Origin of the sequence: Burkholderia sp. KBS0801 (assembly GCF_005937855.2) — a bacterium.
In the GTDB taxonomy this organism is placed as follows: domain Bacteria; phylum Pseudomonadota; class Gammaproteobacteria; order Burkholderiales; family Burkholderiaceae; genus Burkholderia; species Burkholderia ambifaria.
Map to the genome: position 1 here is coordinate 1,351,586 of NZ_CP042178.1, position 15,941 is coordinate 1,367,526.

Consider the following 15,941-nt stretch of genomic DNA (forward strand, 5'->3'; position numbering starts at 1 on the left):
ACTGACGTGACGCGTTGTGCGCGCCGTTCAGCGCTCAGCCGGAAAACGGTCCTGCAATGCGTGCAGCCAGCGCGCGACGACGTCGAGTTCCGCGTCGGAAAATCCGTCGCACAGCTTGCCGTTCAACTCGCGCAACACCACACGCGCACGCTTGAGCGCCGCGTGACCTTCGTCGGTCAGGAACAGGCGCGTGGCGCGCCCGTCGTCCGAATCGGCGTGACGCGCGAGCAGGCCGGCCTTCGCCATCCGGTCTGCGAGCCCGGTCATCGCGGACGGCGCCAGTTGCAGCGCCGCGCCGACTTCACCGATCAGCGCACCATCTTGCTTCGCGAGGCAGAACAGCACGCCGGCCTGCGCGGCGCTGGCGCGCGAATCGGTCTCGGCCTTGCGGTCGACCCAGCGCTGCACGCGCCGCTGGCCGATGTTCAACAGGAAAAACAGTCGTCGGTCTTCGCTCAAGCTTGGTTCCCGGCAGCAATGGAAAGGGACGGGCGGGCCGCCTCGCGCGGCGCGTCGAGCGCCTGCGCGAGCCAGTCGGCGACCGCGGGCCATAGCACGGCGCCGGGCCGGCTGCGGAAGAAGCCCATGTGCCCGACCGGCCCGCTGCCCGCGGCGTGCGGATCGATCTGGCGGCGTTCGACGGCCGCGCGGGTCAGGTAGCTTACCAGCAGGTCGATCGCGGGCGGGTTCGCCCACGGATCGTCGTCGAAGCCGAGCGCGAGAATCGGCAACTGCTGCTTCGAGAAGCGCTCGGCCGCACCGAGCGTCGGATCGTCGAAGAAGTAGCGCGGCAGCGTGGTCCAGCGGCTCCATTCGCGGAACACGCCGACGGGGAGGTCCTCGCCGAGCCCGAGCCGCTTGCCGGGCACGTAGCCGAGCAGCGCGGACGCGAGCGGGCCGAGCACGCGCAGGATCAGCCGTACCTTCAGCCGCTCCGCCGTGCGGGAAATCAGCCGCGTGCTGCCCGCGTGCGCGGCGACGAGCACGGCCGCGCGCAGGTGCGCGGTGCCGGCCGACAACCCGATCGCATGCCCGCCGACGCTGTGCCCGACCGCCAGCAGCGGCAGTCCTTCGTATGTCTCGCGTGCCCACGCGATCGCGGCGCCGACGTCGAGCTCGACCCAGTCGCGCATGCGGGCCTGCAGCGCGCTCAGCCGCGCGGGCCGCGACGCGCCGATGCCGCGATAGTTGTAGGTCAGCGCCGCGAAGCCGCGCTCGGTCAGGAAGCGCGCGAAGCCCGCGTACAGCCGTTCCGGCACGGCGGTTGCCGGATGGATCAACACCAGCGCGCGCGGCGGCGCGTCTGGCGACCACAGCGTGCCACGCAGTGGGTAGCCGTCGGCGGCGGAAAACTCGATGGGTTCGGGCGTCATGACCGTCCTCGTGTCGGGCAGTTATTTCGTATGCGAAATATAGTGCGAAAATTATTTCGCGCGCGAAATATCTATCGAGGAATCATTCGAGCGACTTCGCGGCGGGCAGAGTACGTGGCGAGTCGGCACGGACCTCCTTTCGGGACGATGACCCGCCGGTACGGGCCGGTCATGCCATTCGATGCCGGAACGGAAAGGCCGCGCGTTTCATCAGCTATTTGCATCTTTGCAAAGCAGAATATTGCGTTTGTCTCATGAAGCGCATCGACGTATCTTCACCGGTTCCATCCTGTCCGCCGGCCGTCGGGCCGCGCGGGCCAAAGGGCGCCGACGTCGCGCGGCTGCCCGCCAACCTCCGGGGAGATCACGTTGTCGAGCCGAATCGTTACCGCGCTGCTGCTCGCGCTCGCCGCGCAGCCGGGCGTCGCGAAAGACACCGTCACGCTGCGCGTCGGTGAACAGAACTACTTCAACATTCAGGCGTCGATGGAGGCGTCCGGCGTGTTGAAGGACCTGCCTTACACGATCGAGTGGAAGCACTTCCAGGCGGCCGCGCCCGTTGCCGAGAGCCTGAACGGCAACGCGATCGATATCGGCTTCCTCGGCGATTCCGCGCTGCTCACGCTGGCCGCGCGCGGCGCGCCGGTGAAGGTGGTCGCGGTGTCGCGTCAGAGCCTCGACGGCGTCGCGATCCTCGTGCCGAAGCACTCGCCGGTGCGCACCGTGGCCGACCTGCAGGGCAAGACGATCGCGGTCTGGCGCGGCGCGTGGAGCCAGCAGCTCGTGCTGCGCGCGCTCGAACACGCGGGCCTGCGCGCGGATTCCGTCAAGTACGCGTACCTGATGCCGATCGATGCGACCAACGCGCTCGCGAACGGCTCGGTCGACGCCGTGTCGTTGTGGGAGCCGTTCGTCAGCACGCTCGCGCTGCGGCAGGGCGCACGGCCCGTGACGACCGCGCAGGGGCTGATGCCCGCACTCAGCTTCGTCGCGGCGAACGAGCAGGCGGCAACCGGCAAGCGGGCGGAGATCACCGATTTCCTGAAGCGCGTGGTCGCGGCACGCCAGTGGGTCGACCGTCATCCGCGCGAGTACGCGGACCTGTGGGCGAAGCGCGCGAAGCTCGAGCCGGACGTCGCGTACCGCTGGCTCGACAACGCGCACCAGCGGGTGGGCCCCGTCGACGACACGGCCGCGAAGGATGCGCAGAACACCGCCGATTTCCTGCACAAGGCCGGCGTGATTCCGGCCGCGTACGACACGGCGAAACTACTTGACCGCTCGTATGCGGGCGCGTTCGCGGCGCCCGCGCAAAAGAGCGCCGCCGCGCAGTGACGGTGCCGCCGAGCCCGCCTATTCCGATTCCCCACCAGAAGGATAGCCAGACATGCCTGTCGACATCATCGGCATGATCACCGCGACGCCCGGCGCGGAGGTCGACGTACCGGGCGGCGCCGCCGTCCAGCCCGACTATGTGCGGCGCTTCGCGCGGGCGCACGAAGCCGCCGGTTTCGACCAGATCCTGGTCGGCCATTTCAGCAACGCGGCGGACGGCTTCATCGTCGCGTCGTTCGCGGCCGCCGCGACCGAACGAATCCGCATCCTGCTCGCGCACCGGCCGGGTGTGATCGTGCCGTCGGCCGCCGCACGGCAGATCGCGACGCTCGATGTATTCAGCGGCGGCCGGCTCGCGCTGAACGTCGTGTCGGGCGGCGACGATGCCGACCTGCAGCGCGACGGCGATTTCGTGCCGCACGACGCGCGCTACCGCCGCACCGGCGAATATCTCGACGTGCTGAAGCGCATCTGGCTCGCCGACGCGCCGGTCGATCACGACGGCGCGTTCTACCGGCTGCGCGGGGCGTCGCCTGTCGTGAAAAGCGCGCAGCGGCCGCACGTGCCGATCTATTTCGGCGGCTCGTCGCCGGCCGCGCTGGCTGTGGCCGGTCAGCACGCGGACGTCTACATGACGTGGGGCGAGCCGCTCGCCGCGGTGCGCGAGCAGATCGCGCGCGTGCGGGCCGCCGCGACGCCGTTCGCACGCGTGCCGCGCATCAGCGTGTCGTTCCGGCCAATCGTCGCGGGCACCGAAGCCGCCGCGTGGGAGAAGGCCGAGGCGATCCGCGCGCGTGTGCGGGCGGCACGCCTCGCGCACGGCCAGCCGATCGACGGCCACGCGCCGCAGAATTCCGGTTCGCAGCGGCTGATGGCCGCGGCCGCGCAGGGTGACGTGCTCGACGAGCGGTTGTGGATGGGCGTCGCGAACCTGACCGGCGCGCGCTGGAATTCGACTGCGCTCGTCGGCACGCCCGAACAGGTCGCGCGTGCGCTCGGCGCGTATTACCGGCTCGGCGTGTCGACGTTCCTGATACGCGGGTTCGATCCGCTCGACGATGCGCTGGCCTATGGGCGCGATCTGATTCCGGCGATTCATGCGCATATCGCGGAACTCGACCGGGAGGATGCGGCGCTGACGGCATAGGCGACGACGGCCGATTCTTAGTCTCGCCCCGGCATGTCGATCGCGGACCGCCGGGGCGATTTCATTTCATGCGTCGGTGTGTCGATGCATCGGCCCGTCGAATCAGAACGACGGCAACCCCGGCGGATTCGTCTGCGCGCGCGAGAGTGCCTCGCTCTGCAGCCCCCAGCGCGCGAGTGCCTGCCCGTAGCGGCCGTTGTCGATCAGCGTGTTCGTCGCGAGCGTCAGGGCGGGCGCGAGCCCGCTGCCGCGACGCGTCGCGATCGCGACATCGGCATTCGCCGGCCAGCCCGCGTTGACGACGCCGACCCGGCGAATCTTGCCGTCGCGCGCGGCCTCGTACGCGAGCGACGCGTTCGGGTTCAGCTCGGCATCCGCGCGGCCCGACAGCAGCGCGACGCGTGCCGCCGCATCGTCGTCGAAATAGAGCAGCTCGGTTGCCTTCGCTCCTTGCGCGACATTGCGCCGGCTCCATTCGAGCAGGATGCGCTCCTGGCTCGTCCCGGCCCCCGTGATGATGCGCAAGCCCGCGATGTCCTTCGGTTCGGCGATCCTCGCGATCGGGCTCGCGTTGCGCACGTAGAAGCCGTGCAGCCCGAGCCGGTAGGTCGTGAAGTCGTACTTCTCCTTGCGTTGCTCGGTCACGCCGACGTTCGAGATCACCGCATCGTACTTGCCTGACGTGAGCCCGAGCGGCCAGTCGGCCCACGCGATCGGCACCAGCCGCAGCGTGCGGCCCAGCGCGTCCGCGACGAGCTGCGCATAGTCGGGATCGGCGCCCACCACGGTGCGCGCGTCGGTCGCATAGGTCGACACCGGCGGCGCATGCGGCGAGATCGCCACCGTGAAGGCGCCGTCGCGCACCCAGCGGTAGTGGCTGGCCGCGCGAATCGCCGCATCGTCGCGCGACGCACGGATCCGGCCGCTCTGGCGCGGATCGAGGTCGGCCGTTGCAGTGGATGCCGTGGATGCATCGGCGGCATGCCAGCGCAGGCCGGCTGCGGCCGCAAGCGCGGCCGTCATGAACTGGCGTCGGTCGATCATCGTCGGTCGCCTCGCAGGTGGGAAGCGGCGTGCATCACAGCACCCGCGACAGGAACGCGCGTGTGCGCGGATGAGCCGGCGCGTCGAGCACGACGGCGGGCGGCCCCGACTCGACCACGCGGCCGCGCTCCATGAACAGCACGTTGTCCGCGACTTCGCGCGCGAAGCCGATCTCGTGCGTGACGATCACGAGCGTGGTGCCCGAGCGTGCGAGTTCCTTGATCACGTCGAGCACTTCGTTGACCAGTTCGGGATCGAGCGCCGACGTCGGCTCGTCGAACAGCAGCACCTTCGGACGCAGTGCGAGCGCCCGCGCGATCGCGACGCGCTGCTGCTGGCCGCCGGACAACTGGCGCGGGTAGGCATCGGCTTTATCCGCGAGGCCGACGCGCGCGAGCAGCGTGCGGGCGGTGCGCTCGGCGGCCTCGCGCGTGACGCCCGCGACGGCGACGGGCGCTTCCACCAGGTTCTCGAGCACGGTCAAGTGCGGAAACAGATTGAAGTTCTGGAACACCATGCCGACCGCCGTGCGCCGCTTCAGCACGTCGCGCTCCTTCAGCTCGTGCAGCACGTCGCCGTCGCTCCGATAGCCGATCAGCTCGCCGTCGATGTCGATGAAGCCGTCGTCGACGCGTTCGAGATGGTTGATCGTGCGCAGCAGCGTCGACTTGCCCGACCCGGACGGCCCGATGATCGCCGTCACGCTGCCGCGCGGCGCGACGAACGACACGTTGTCGAGCACGCGCTGCATGCCGAACTGCTTCGACACGTTGTGCACGGCGACTTCGCCGCCTGCGCTCTGCAGCGGCGCTGCCGCGGCGTCGCCGCGTGCCGTTGCGGCGACGGTCGCGTGGCGTGCCGCGGCACGCCGCCACAGCGCACCGACGCGCGCCAGCACGAACGTCAGCGCCGACGGCGGCGGGTTGCGCAGCGCGCCGCGCGCGTAGTGGCGCTCGACCTGAACCTGGATCGCGGACAGCACGGTCAGGATGATCAGGTACCAGACGGTCGCGACCATCAGCAGCGGTATCACTTCGAGATTGCGGCGATAGATCACCTGCACCGTATAGAACAGCTCGGGCATCGCGAGCACGTACACCATCGACGTGCCTTTCGCGAGCGAGATGAGATCGTTGAACGCGGTCGGCAGGATCGCGCGCATCGCCTGCGGCAGCACGATCCGCGTGGTCTGGCGACCGCGCGGCAGGCCGAGCGCCGCGGCGGCTTCGAGCTGCCCCTGGTCGACCGCGAGAATGCCGCCGCGGATCACCTCGGCGGAAAACGCCGCGTGGTTCAGCGTGAGGCCGAGCACGGCCGCGAGGAACGGGCTGATCAGGTCGGTGGTCGGCGTGTCGAACCACACGATGTCGGTGAACGGCACGCCGAGCCGCACGTGTTCGTACAGGTAGCCGAGGTTGTTGAGGATCAGCAGCAGCACGATCAGCGGAATCGACCGGAACAGCCACACGAAGGTCCACGCGCTCGCGGCGAGCAGGCGCGAACGCGACAGCCGCGCCAGCGCGACGAACGCGCCGAGCGCGAAGCCGAATACCGCGCCGAGCAGCGTCAGCAGCAGCGTGCGCGCGAGCCCGGACAGCACCGGCGGCGACAGAAACCATTCGGCGAATACCGGCCAGCCCCATTGCGGGTTGCCGAGGATCGAATGCAGCGCGAGCGCAATCAGCACGAGCGCGAGCACGGTGCCGGCCGTGCGCGAGCGGTGGCGGGCCGGCACGATGCGCAGGCGCGTGCCGGCGTCGCGGACGCGGGACGAAGGAAGCGGCGGCAGTGCGCCGCCGAGATGGGTCGTGTCGCTCATGTCGGTGAAGGTCCTCGATCGGGTCGGTCGGACGCGCCGCGCGTGACGGCGCGTCGGCGTCACGCGTGCGCTTCGGCCGCGTCGTCCTGTTTGTGCACCGCGCCGGGCGCCGCATGGCGGCTCGCCTTGCGCGGCAGGCCGAGGTGGTCGCGCAGCGTGCTTCCCGGCAGGTCGCGGCTGTAGCGGCCGCGTGCCTCGAGCACCGGAATCACGAGGTCGACGAAGTCGTCGACGCCCTGCGCCTGCACCGCGAAGCCGAGGATGAAGCCGTCGCCGGCGCCGGCGTCGTGCCAGCGGATCAGCTCGTCGGCGACATGCTCGGCCGTGCCGATGAAGTTCGGGCGCGGCGTCGCGACGGCGAGCGCCGTCTCGCGCAGCGTGAGCTGCTTGCGCTTCGCGTCGGCCTTGATCCGGTCGGTGGTCGAGCGAAAGCTGTTGCGGCCGAGGTCGCCGAGTTCGGGGAACGGTGCGTCGAGCGCGTACTGCGTGAAATCGTGGTGATCGAAATAGCGGCCGAGATACGCGAGCGCCTCGTCGATCGTCAGCAGGTCGCGGATCGCCTGGTATTTGTCTTCGGCTTCGGCGGCCGTGCGGCCGACGATCGGGCCGACGCCGGGGAAGATTTTCACGTCGCCGGCTTGCCGTCCGTGCTCGATCGCGCTCTGCTTCACGCGCCGCGTGAACGCGGCCGTTTCGTCGAGCGACGGCGAATGCGTGAACACGGCATCCGCGTATTTGCCCGCGAGCCCGATGCCTGTGTCGGATGAGCCGGCCTGGAAGATCACCGGCTGGCCCTGCGGCGAGCGCTGGATGTTCAGCGGGCCCGCGACCTGGAAGAAGCGGCCGTGATGGTCGAGCGTATGGAGCTTGTCGCGATCGAAGAAGCGCCCGGTCGCGCGGTCGCGCACGAACGCGTCGTCGTCCCAGCTGTCCCACAGCCCCTGCACGACCTCGAGGTATTCATCGGCGATCTCGTAGCGTAACGCGTGCTCGGGATGCGCCTTGCCGAAATTCTTCGCGGTGCCTTCGAGCGGTGTCGTCACGACGTTCCAGCCCGCGCGCCCGCCGCTGATCGCGTCGAGCGACGCGAGCTGGCGCGCAACCGTAAACGGCTCGCTGTACGACGTCGAGATCGTGCCCGCGAGCCCGATCTTGCGCGTCGCGACCGCGAGCGCCGACAGCACGGTCAGCGGCTCGAAGCGGTTCAGGAAGTGCGGGATCGACTTCTCGTTGATGTAGAGGCCGTCCGCGACGAACGCGAACGCGATGCCGGCGGCTTCCGCCTTGCGCGCGATGCCGATGGCGAAGTCGAGGTTGATGCTCGCGTCCGGCGGGTTGCTCGGGTGCCGCCAGGCGTTCATGTGGCTGCCTGCGCCTTGCAGCATCAGGCCGAGGGGAATCGATCGTCGGGTCGTCATGGGGGCGTCACGCGTTCTGGTCGGGGTAAAGGGAACGTTCGGCCGAAAGGGCCGCCTGCACGGGCGTGATCGACTGCGCGCCGCCGAGCCATTCGGCCGACGCGAGCCGCGCCGCGTAATCGGTCACCGGCGAGTCGATCACGAACGCGTCGACGTCGAGCCGCCGGCTCAGCGCGTCGAGCGCGCGATGCACGCGCTCGGGCGTATCGGCCAGCACGGTCGGGCGCAACTCGTCGATCCGGTAGTCGGACGCGCCGCTTTGCCGCGCGAATTCCGCCGCGGCCTGCGCGCTCGCCAGGTTGAAGCTCTGGCCGCCGGCGAACTGCAGCCGGAAGATCTTCAGCGGCCCGATCAGCTGCTCGGCCTCGTCGCGGGTCGGCGCGGCGACCGCGTACAGCGCGACGAGCGCGCGCGTGCCGCCCGCGTCGCGATACGCGGTGAGCGAGCGCTCGAGGTTCGCGTCGTCGCCGTTGAAGTGCCCCGCGTAGCAGAAGCGCCAGCCGTGGCGCGCGGCGAGCGCGCCACTGTCGGGCGAGCCGCCGAGCAGGATGCGCTCGGGCGCGTGCGGCGGCACCGGCAGCGCGACCGCACCGGCGAGCGGATGATCTTCGGCGACGCCCCAGCCAAGGAACGCGTCGAGCGCTGCGAGCTGGCCCGCGAAGTCGGGCTTGTTCGCCTTGTCGTGAAACCACTGCAGCGCGCGCGTGGTGAGCGGCAGCCCGCCGGGCGCCTTGCCGATGCCGAGATCGACGCGGCCCGGCCCAAGAGCCGCGAGCAGCCTGAACGACTCGGCGACCTTGAACGGGCTGTAGTGCTGCAGCATCACGCCGCCCGAGCCGACGCGAATGCGCGACGTGTGCGCGAGCAGGTGCGCGACCACGATCTCGGGCGCGGAACTCGCAAAGCCCGGCGCGCCGTGATGCTCGGCCACCCAGAAGCGCTCGTAGCCGAGCTGTTCCGCGCGCCGCGCGAGGGTCGTCGTGAAGCGCAGCGCGTCGGCGGCGGTCGTGCCGTCGGCGATCGGGCTCTTGTCCAGCAATGAAAGCGAATAAGACATGGTGTTCGGCGCTCCTGTGCGACGCGTGGAGGGGGGCGCTCAGATTTTCGGCAGGCCCGGCGGATTCGTGCGCGACTGGTCGATCGCTTCCGATGCGAGGTTCCAGCGGTCCAGGATCTGCTGGTAGCGGCCGTTCTTGATCAGCCCGTTCAGCGCGACCGTCAGCGGATCGGCGAGCCCGCTGCCGCGGCGTGTCGCGATCGCGATGTCGGCCGTGCGCGGCCAGCCGCCGCTGATCGCGCCGACGAGCCGCGTCTTGCCTTGCTGCGCGCTCTGGTACGCGAGCACCGAGTTCACGCTGAACACGGCATCCGCGCGGCCCGACTGCACGGCGACGATCCGCATCGCCTGGTCGTCGTAGTACTGGACCTGCACGGGCTTCAGGCCGTGCGCGACGTTCTCGCGGTCCCACGCGAGCAGGATCTTTTCCTGGTTGGTGCCGGCGTCGGTCACGATGCGCAGCCCCGCGACGTCCTTCGGCTCGCGGATCGACTGGATCCTGCTGTCGTTGCGCACGTAGAAGCCGACCTGGTCCTTGCGGTAGGTCGAGAAATCGAACTTCTGCTTGCGCTCCTCGGTGACGGTCACGTTCGAGATCACCGCGTCGACCTTCCCCGATTCGAGCGCGAGCGGCCAGTCGGCCCACGCGAGCGGGACGATCTTCAGCTTGCGGCCGAGGCTGTCGGACACGAGCTGGCCGACGTCCGCGTCGAAGCCGATCACCGTGCGCGCGTCGGTCGCATACGAGCTGATCGGCGGCAGGCTTGGCGCGACGCCGATCGTCAGCGTGCCGGCTTCGGCGAACTTGAACGACGCGGGCACCGCGCGTTCGACGGCCGCATCGACGGTGCCGCGCGGGCGGCCGCGCTGCTCGGGGCTCAGGTCGAAGGTCGCGGCGGCCGCGGCGATCGCGGTCACGCCAATCAGCGCGGCGCCTAGCGTGCGTAGCACGCGCGGCGTGAAGGGTACGGCTCGTTGCATGGATGCGTCCTGTCGTTGTGTGTCGTGGGAAACGGAGTCGGATGAAGCGGCGATTCAGCGCGGCAGCACCGGTTCGGGGAGCGGCGCCCACAGATCGGCGAGCGTCGACGTGCGCGACGGGTCGGCGAGATCCTTGCCGAAGCGCAGATGGAAATACGCTTCGGGGTCGATCGACGAATCGAACAGGCGCGTATAACCGGTGCGGTCGTACAACGCCCACGCTTCGGGCTGGCGAAAGCCGGTGGTGAGGTAGACGCGCCGATAGCCCTGCTGCGCGGCGCGCTGCTCGAGGGCGTCGACGATCACGCGTGCGAGCCCCTGGCGGCGCAGGTCCGCGCGGGTCCAGATGCGCTTGAGTTCGGCCGTCTGCGCGTCGTAGCGCTTGAACGCGCCGCCGCCGATCGTTTCGCCGTCGCGCAGCAGCAGCACGAACGCGCCTTCGGGCGGCGCGAACTGCTCGGCCGGGTAGCGCGCGAGTTCGTCGCGGGCGGACGCGCGGCTGTCGGGGCGGTACGCGTCGTAGCGCGTCGCGTATTCGTCGATCAGCGCGTCGATCAGCGGCTGGGCGCGGACATCGAGCGGCGTCGTGTCGATGATGCGGTCGTTCGTGGCCATGGGCATCGCGAAGGGCGCGCGATGCGGACATTCCTGGCGGGGGCCGGGCACACAGCCCGTCCGGTCGGTTCCGTTATCGCGACGCGGTTGTCGTGATGACGGCGGCCGCTCGGAATCCTGCGAGAGATCCGGCGTGCCGCCGCCGTTTGGAACACGTTAGCGGCGCGGCCGGCAAAGACGAACGAAGCAATTTCGATAAGGATTTCGCGGCGGAGGTCAGAAGGCTTGCAGCGAGAGTGCGGTGGGGCGAACGCGCGTCAGCGCGACGCCCCGCCGTCGCGGGGCGAGGGCCCGCGACGACGACAGAGTCAGGCTGCCGCCTGATGAATCGAGTCGTGCCGATCGCCACCCAGGATATCGACAAGATCGGTCAGCATCCGCCCCAATTCACCCGTCATCAGCGTGACATCCGAATCGAAGCGTTCATCGTCGTTCTGCGCGGTGGGATCCGCCGCTTCCTTGATCACGTCGAGCGGCGTGACACGCTTGATCGTCAGCGACGGCGTCAGCACGAACGAGATTCGGTCATTCCACGTCATCGCGAGGCGCGTGCATTGTTTGCCGGTTTCGATGTGCCGGCGCATGTCGTTCGCTTCCAGCGCGTGGCCGACGTAGCGCACCGTGGCGCCACCTTGGTCGCTCGATCGCAACTCGGCGTCCTGGTCCACGGTGAAGCCGCCCGGCGCCTCGCCGGACAGCAGCCAGTCCGTCATCGCTGCCACCGGCGAACGGGCCACCTGAACACCGGAGAGCGGCAACGAGTCGATCGATTTGACGAGCAGGCTGCGAACGTCGTCGGCAAGTGCCTGTGCAGCCGCATCGATGACGAGCCAGCCGTTCGCCGTATCGATCCACACGCGGGTATCGCGACGAATGCTGAACGCGCGCGGCAGCAGTTCGTCGGTAACCTGCTCCTTGAGTTCGCGCAGTTGTTTCCGGCCGACCTTGAAACCCTGCTGCTCCTCGACTTCAAGCGCACGCGCCTTGGTTACTTGATTGACGACCGATGCCGGGAGCAGCTTCTTCTCGGCACGAAACAGCAGCAGCATCTGCCGGTTGATCGAATACACGAGCGCGCCGTCGTCACGCGGCGAAGCCCATCCGACGCTCTGCATTTCGACGCTGCTGCCCGGCTGGAACGCGTGGGGCGCCAGCCATTTTTCCATCTGGTCGGGGGTCACGGCCCAGGGTGCCGGAAGACGGTGAAGCTGAAGATTCTTGAACCACATAGGGGGACGGGCAAAGCGCGTCATTCTATATGACGCTGACGGTTCCCGGCCAATTGGCGGGGGCCGTTCAAGGTCGACATGCAGCATCGGAGCGGAGCCGGGTCAATGTATGCGAATGCGGCGGCCGGAATTTCTTCTTCTTCCCGCATTGCCATCAGTGCGGTGCCGCGCAGGGAAATGAGTTGCCACGGTCGTCCGGCTGACGGTCGGCCTATGCACGGGCGCCGGCGTACGGCGGCTGTGACGCGTTGTCGCTACTCTCCGCGGGGGCGGGTTGCGCCAGTCGTGATCACGCGATGACACGCGGCGGCGTCGACGCCTCCGCCAGCTGAAACAGGCAATCGCCACGCTGCACCTGCGCCGGCACGCGCTTGCACACCACTTCGCCGTCGCCCTTGAAGCGATGCAGCACCGGTTCGCGCAGCGGCGTGTCGGGGAAGTGCACCCACGCGGCCGGCTGTCCGGCCTTCACCTGGTCGCCGAGTTCGACGAGCGGTTCATACAGCCCGCGTTCGTACGCATAGACGAAGTGGCGATCGCCGTCGACGCGCAGGAAGCGCGTGACGGTCGGCGGCGCGTCGGGCACGAGCGCGCCGCGCAGCAAGCCGATATGGCCGAGGTAGTGCAGCAGCCCGTGGCGGCCGAGCCGGATCAGCGACGGATCGGCCATGCCTGCACCGCCGAGTTCGGTGACGATCGAGATCGCGCCTTGTCGCCGCGCGGCCGAGGCCGAATGCACGGGGTTCGGCGCGTGCAGCAGCGCGTTCGGCAACCCGAACGCGACGAGCAGCCCGTTGAGCTTCTCCGCCTCGTCGTCGTCGAGCGGGTCGATCGCGAGCATGTTGCCGCCTTGGTACAGCAACGAGCTGCCGCCCGAATGCAGGTCGACCAGATACTGCGCGCGCGACAGCAGCGCATGCTCGATGTAGTGGGCGATCATCTGCGTCGGCGTGCCGGTCGGGTCGCCGGGGAAGCTGCGGTTCAGGTTGCCCTCGTCGAGCGGCGACACGCGCTGGCCTGCGTCGGCCGCGGGGAAGTTCGCCATCGGCAGCAGGATCAGTTGCCCGCTGACCATCTCCGGCTCGATCTCGCGGATCAGTTGCGACACGATGATCTGGCCTTCGTATTCGTCGCCGTGATTGCCGGCCATCACGAGCGCGACCGGGCCGTCGCCGTTGCGGATCGACGCGATCGGGATCGGCAGCCAGCCGTACGCGGAGCGATGCACGGAATGCGGCAGGCGCAGGTAGCCCGCATGCTTGCCTCGCGCATCGAGATCGATTTCGCAGTGGATGGGATTTCGGTGTGACGAAGAGGAGGAGGCGGTCATGGCGACATCGTTCGAAGAACGGGAGTCTGCCATCTTATCGGGAAACGGCCGTTGCGCGGCGGGACGCGGTGCAGGCGATGCCCACACCGTCAACCGGCCCATGCGCGAAGGCGCGACATGCGTAACCGGAGCGGCCGCCCGCGATGTTGCAGCGCTGATACGCATGCCGGCGTGTCAGCTGGTCGCCCGCGCACGCGGGGTCGCGCGTCAGCCCTTGCCGCGACAGGGCCGGCGCGCGTGCTCGAGTCAGCGACCCGACGTTTCAGCTTCGATACGGCCTTCTTCCCACAGCGCCCAGAAACGGCTGCCGGCGCGATACGGATTCGCGCGCCGCGCCGCGTGGTCGGTGATGCCTTGGCGAAATGCGCCGTATAGCGTCAGCGGCGGGCTGTCGACGCACGCAGCCTCACGGACGGCGGGCGGGCGGTGCTCGGAGACGAGCCGCCGGATCAGCGCGGCGCCGTCGATCACGTCCAGTTGATCGATCGTTTCCGCGCGGCTGAGGACTTCGACGGTATTCATGTTGGGCTCCCCGACGTCGTGTTTTCCAATCAAGGAGCAATAAGAGTGCCAGCGACGAAATGCCGCGCGCCGCAGCGCACCGCCGCGATCGTGCGGGCTTCTGCGGCGAACGGGGCGCGCGGCGCGAGCCGATGTTACGGAACACGTCACGTGACATGGCCGCGCGTGGCGAAACACATGCGCACATGCCCCGGCTCATGCAACCGGTTTCGGAAATGAATCGCTGGAATGAACGGAGATTCGGAGATGCGGAAATGCGGGGACGCGCTTGCTCAGTTCGCGGTCGCCGGCGCCATGCGGCGGCTTCCCGCCGAATAGAAGCGGTAGATCCCCTTGCCGCCCGACTTCGCGTCGTACAGCGCGCTGTCGGCCTGCCGGATCAGTTCGTCGGGCGAGCCGTGTCCGTCGTCGAGCGCGATGCCGATGCTGATCCCGAGGCTGACGGTCGCGCCGATCGACAGCGTGTACGGCGCCGAAATCTGCCGGATGATGCGCGCGGCGAGGATCGAGCACGCCTGCATCGTCGTGTCGTCGATCGCGACGACGAACTCGTCGCCGCCGATGCGAGCCGCCAGCTCGCCGGGCGGCAGCGTCTTGCCGAGCCGCTCGGCGACCTGCGTGAGCACCTCGTCGCCAGCCTGGTGTCCGAACCGGTCGTTGATCGCCTTGAAGCCGTCGAGATCGAGATACATGACGGCGAGCGCGGGGCTCGGCACGCGCGGCCGGTGCGCGAGCCTGCGCCTGAGTTCCGCATGCAATTCGTGACGGTTCGGCAAGCCGGTCAGCGCGTCGTGCCGCGCGAGGTGCCGGATGTGCTGCTCGGCGCGGCGGCGCGTGGTGACGTCCTCGACGATGACCACCGCGTTGCCGTCCGGGACGCGATGGCGCGTCAGTTCGAGCTGGCGACCGTCGGCGAGCGCGATGTCGAGCGGCACGGGTTCGTCGCGGTTCAGCCACACCGCGCACTGCGCGGCGAGGCCTGTCTGGCCGGGATCGGTCTCCGCGTTCGCTCCGAGCGCCGCGATCACGTCGGGCAGCGGGGTGTCCAGCATGATCTCGCGCGGCGAGCCGAACAGCTGCGCGGTGCGGCGGTTCGCGACGATCACGCGGCTCTCGCCGTCGATCATGCACAGGCCGTGCGGCATGTAGGTGAGTGCGGCATCGAAGCGCGCGACGAGCTCGGCGTTGCGCTGGCGCGCGGCGATCAGCGCGACCAGCACGCGGTAATGGCGCTGCACGACCGTGCGCATCGCCGCGAGATAGATCACGAGCGGCGGCAGCAGCAGCCACGCATCGGGCCGGCGGGCCAGCAGCGCGCCGACGCCGATCGGCAGCACGCCGAGCGTGACCTGCGTCATCGCGAGCCGCGGCAGCGCCGAATTGCGCGACGCGATCCCGCCGAACACGCCGCCCGCGACCATCACCGACAGCGTGCCGAGCTCGGCATCGGACGCATCCACGCAGCCCATCACGCCGAGACCGAGCAACAAGCACGCGGCGAGCGACACGGGCGCATAGTGCCGCGCGAAGTATTCGGCGCGATCGTCGCCGGCGGCACGGCGTACCGCATACGCGCGCGCGATCGCGAGCCGCGCGACAAGCAGGCCGACGTCGACGACGAGCCACACGAAACACCAGAGTTGCTGCAGACGGATCAGCGCGATCGCCGCGACGAACGCGCTGGCGACGCCGGACAGCGCCATCGGGCGCACGTCCTCGAACAGCGTGCCGAGCATCGACGGACGCAGTGCGGCCGTCACGCGGTGATTGCCGCTGGGGGGAGTGGCGAGAACGGCGTTCAGGAGGCGCGCCTTGACTGCCATGGCTCTTTTGACCTCGACACGATGCGACTCATTGCCGGGCGACCCGCACGGCACGTGACGGGATGACCGGCGAGCCGGATGCGCACGACATTACCATGAAACACGGGCCGCGCGTGCCGTGCGGCGGGCGTCTGCGGGTAGTCGTAAACCACGCTTGCGGGCGCGTTGCGGATTCGGCGGCGCGCGGGCAGGATCGTTGCCGACGGGACGATGTCGGGCGGCCGCCGCGACCGGGCGCCGCAGCCCGC

14 protein-coding genes are annotated in these 15,941 nt (G+C 69.3%); 2 read left to right on the plus strand and 12 right to left on the minus strand.

Going from position 1 to position 15,941, the window contains the following annotated elements; all coding sequences use genetic code 11:
- Positions 1 to 27: 27 nt before the first annotated feature.
- Together FFI87_RS23015 and FFI87_RS23020 are read right to left on the minus strand one after the other, a co-directional pair.
- The gene (locus tag FFI87_RS23015; RefSeq protein WP_011658874.1) at positions 28 to 459 is read right to left on the minus strand and encodes a MarR family winged helix-turn-helix transcriptional regulator; all 432 of its coding nucleotides are present in this window, start codon (positions 457 to 459) and stop codon (positions 28 to 30) included.
- Positions 456 to 1,373: a serine aminopeptidase domain-containing protein gene (locus FFI87_RS23020; protein WP_138848907.1), complete on the minus strand. Its 918-nt coding sequence runs from the start codon at positions 1,371 to 1,373 to the stop codon at positions 456 to 458. The genes FFI87_RS23015 and FFI87_RS23020 overlap by 4 nt, the downstream gene beginning before the upstream one ends.
- Before the next feature lie 369 nt (positions 1,374 to 1,742).
- On the opposite strand from FFI87_RS23020, the gene FFI87_RS23025 reads away from it, so the two are divergent.
- Together FFI87_RS23025 and FFI87_RS23030 are read left to right on the plus strand one after the other, a co-directional pair.
- Entirely contained in the window at positions 1,743 to 2,708 is a 966-nt protein-coding gene (locus FFI87_RS23025) for an ABC transporter substrate-binding protein (RefSeq protein WP_138848906.1), read from the plus strand.
- A gap of 52 nt (positions 2,709 to 2,760) precedes the next feature.
- A complete protein-coding gene (locus tag FFI87_RS23030) occupies positions 2,761 to 3,855 on the plus strand; it encodes an LLM class flavin-dependent oxidoreductase (protein ID WP_138848905.1) in 1,095 nt (364 codons plus the stop codon).
- A 102-nt stretch (positions 3,856 to 3,957) separates the two neighbouring features.
- Here FFI87_RS23030 and FFI87_RS23035 read toward each other — a convergent pair whose 3' ends face one another.
- From FFI87_RS23035 to FFI87_RS23080, 10 genes are all read right to left on the minus strand, one after another.
- Positions 3,958 to 4,899: an ABC transporter substrate-binding protein gene (locus FFI87_RS23035; protein ID WP_012366106.1), complete on the minus strand. Its 942-nt coding sequence runs from the start codon at positions 4,897 to 4,899 to the stop codon at positions 3,958 to 3,960.
- A 34-nt stretch (positions 4,900 to 4,933) separates the two neighbouring features.
- On the minus strand, positions 4,934 to 6,718 hold the full coding sequence (locus FFI87_RS35255) for an amino acid ABC transporter permease/ATP-binding protein (protein WP_138848904.1): 1,785 nt from the start codon (positions 6,716 to 6,718) through the stop codon (positions 4,934 to 4,936).
- Positions 6,719 to 6,777: 59 nt separating this feature from the next.
- A complete protein-coding gene (locus tag FFI87_RS23045) occupies positions 6,778 to 8,136 on the minus strand; it encodes an LLM class flavin-dependent oxidoreductase (protein ID WP_138848903.1) in 1,359 nt (452 codons plus the stop codon).
- A 7-nt stretch (positions 8,137 to 8,143) separates the two neighbouring features.
- Complete coding sequence (locus FFI87_RS23050) at positions 8,144 to 9,193, minus strand: LLM class flavin-dependent oxidoreductase (protein ID WP_138848902.1); 1,050 nt, start codon at positions 9,191 to 9,193, stop codon at positions 8,144 to 8,146.
- A gap of 39 nt (positions 9,194 to 9,232) precedes the next feature.
- The gene (locus FFI87_RS23055; RefSeq protein ID WP_138848901.1) at positions 9,233 to 10,174 is read right to left on the minus strand and encodes an ABC transporter substrate-binding protein; all 942 of its coding nucleotides are present in this window, start codon (positions 10,172 to 10,174) and stop codon (positions 9,233 to 9,235) included.
- A 54-nt stretch (positions 10,175 to 10,228) separates the two neighbouring features.
- A complete protein-coding gene (locus FFI87_RS23060; RefSeq protein WP_006754410.1) occupies positions 10,229 to 10,789 on the minus strand; it encodes a GNAT family N-acetyltransferase in 561 nt (186 codons plus the stop codon).
- Between the two features lie 308 nt (positions 10,790 to 11,097).
- Positions 11,098 to 12,018, minus strand: a complete 921-nt coding sequence (locus tag FFI87_RS23065; RefSeq protein WP_138850190.1) for a recombination-associated protein RdgC — start codon at positions 12,016 to 12,018, stop codon at positions 11,098 to 11,100.
- Positions 12,019 to 12,307: 289 nt separating this feature from the next.
- Positions 12,308 to 13,348, minus strand: a complete 1,041-nt coding sequence (locus tag FFI87_RS23070) for a succinylglutamate desuccinylase/aspartoacylase family protein (RefSeq protein ID WP_138848900.1) — start codon at positions 13,346 to 13,348, stop codon at positions 12,308 to 12,310.
- A 246-nt stretch (positions 13,349 to 13,594) separates the two neighbouring features.
- Complete coding sequence (locus FFI87_RS23075) at positions 13,595 to 13,870, minus strand: hypothetical protein (protein ID WP_006754413.1); 276 nt, start codon at positions 13,868 to 13,870, stop codon at positions 13,595 to 13,597.
- A 272-nt stretch (positions 13,871 to 14,142) separates the two neighbouring features.
- Complete coding sequence (locus FFI87_RS23080) at positions 14,143 to 15,693, minus strand: sensor domain-containing diguanylate cyclase (RefSeq protein WP_138848899.1); 1,551 nt, start codon at positions 15,691 to 15,693, stop codon at positions 14,143 to 14,145.
- Positions 15,694 to 15,941 lie beyond the last annotated feature (248 nt).

What these genes read in the sequence shown, in the direction of transcription:
- FFI87_RS23020 (WP_138848907.1), bottom strand. Translation starts at nt 1,373, where the DNA reads ATGACGCCCGAACCCATCGAGTTTTCCGCCGCCGACGGCTACCCACTG.
- FFI87_RS23030 (WP_138848905.1), top strand. Translation starts at nt 2,761, where the DNA reads ATGCCTGTCGACATCATCGGCATGATCACCGCGACGCCCGGCGCGGAG.
- FFI87_RS23035 (WP_012366106.1), bottom strand. Translation starts at nt 4,899, where the DNA reads ATGATCGACCGACGCCAGTTCATGACGGCCGCGCTTGCGGCCGCAGCC.
- FFI87_RS35255 (WP_138848904.1), bottom strand. Translation starts at nt 6,718, where the DNA reads ATGAGCGACACGACCCATCTCGGCGGCGCACTGCCGCCGCTTCCTTCG.
- FFI87_RS23045 (WP_138848903.1), bottom strand. Translation starts at nt 8,136, where the DNA reads ATGACGACCCGACGATCGATTCCCCTCGGCCTGATGCTGCAAGGCGCA.
- FFI87_RS23050 (WP_138848902.1), bottom strand. Translation starts at nt 9,193, where the DNA reads ATGTCTTATTCGCTTTCATTGCTGGACAAGAGCCCGATCGCCGACGGC.
- FFI87_RS23055 (WP_138848901.1), bottom strand. Translation starts at nt 10,174, where the DNA reads ATGCAACGAGCCGTACCCTTCACGCCGCGCGTGCTACGCACGCTAGGC.
- FFI87_RS23060 (WP_006754410.1), bottom strand. Translation starts at nt 10,789, where the DNA reads ATGGCCACGAACGACCGCATCATCGACACGACGCCGCTCGATGTCCGC.
- FFI87_RS23065 (WP_138850190.1), bottom strand. Translation starts at nt 12,018, where the DNA reads ATGTGGTTCAAGAATCTTCAGCTTCACCGTCTTCCGGCACCCTGGGCC.
- FFI87_RS23070 (WP_138848900.1), bottom strand. Translation starts at nt 13,348, where the DNA reads ATGACCGCCTCCTCCTCTTCGTCACACCGAAATCCCATCCACTGCGAA.
- FFI87_RS23075 (WP_006754413.1), bottom strand. Translation starts at nt 13,870, where the DNA reads ATGAATACCGTCGAAGTCCTCAGCCGCGCGGAAACGATCGATCAACTG.
- FFI87_RS23080 (WP_138848899.1), bottom strand. Translation starts at nt 15,693, where the DNA reads ATGGCAGTCAAGGCGCGCCTCCTGAACGCCGTTCTCGCCACTCCCCCC.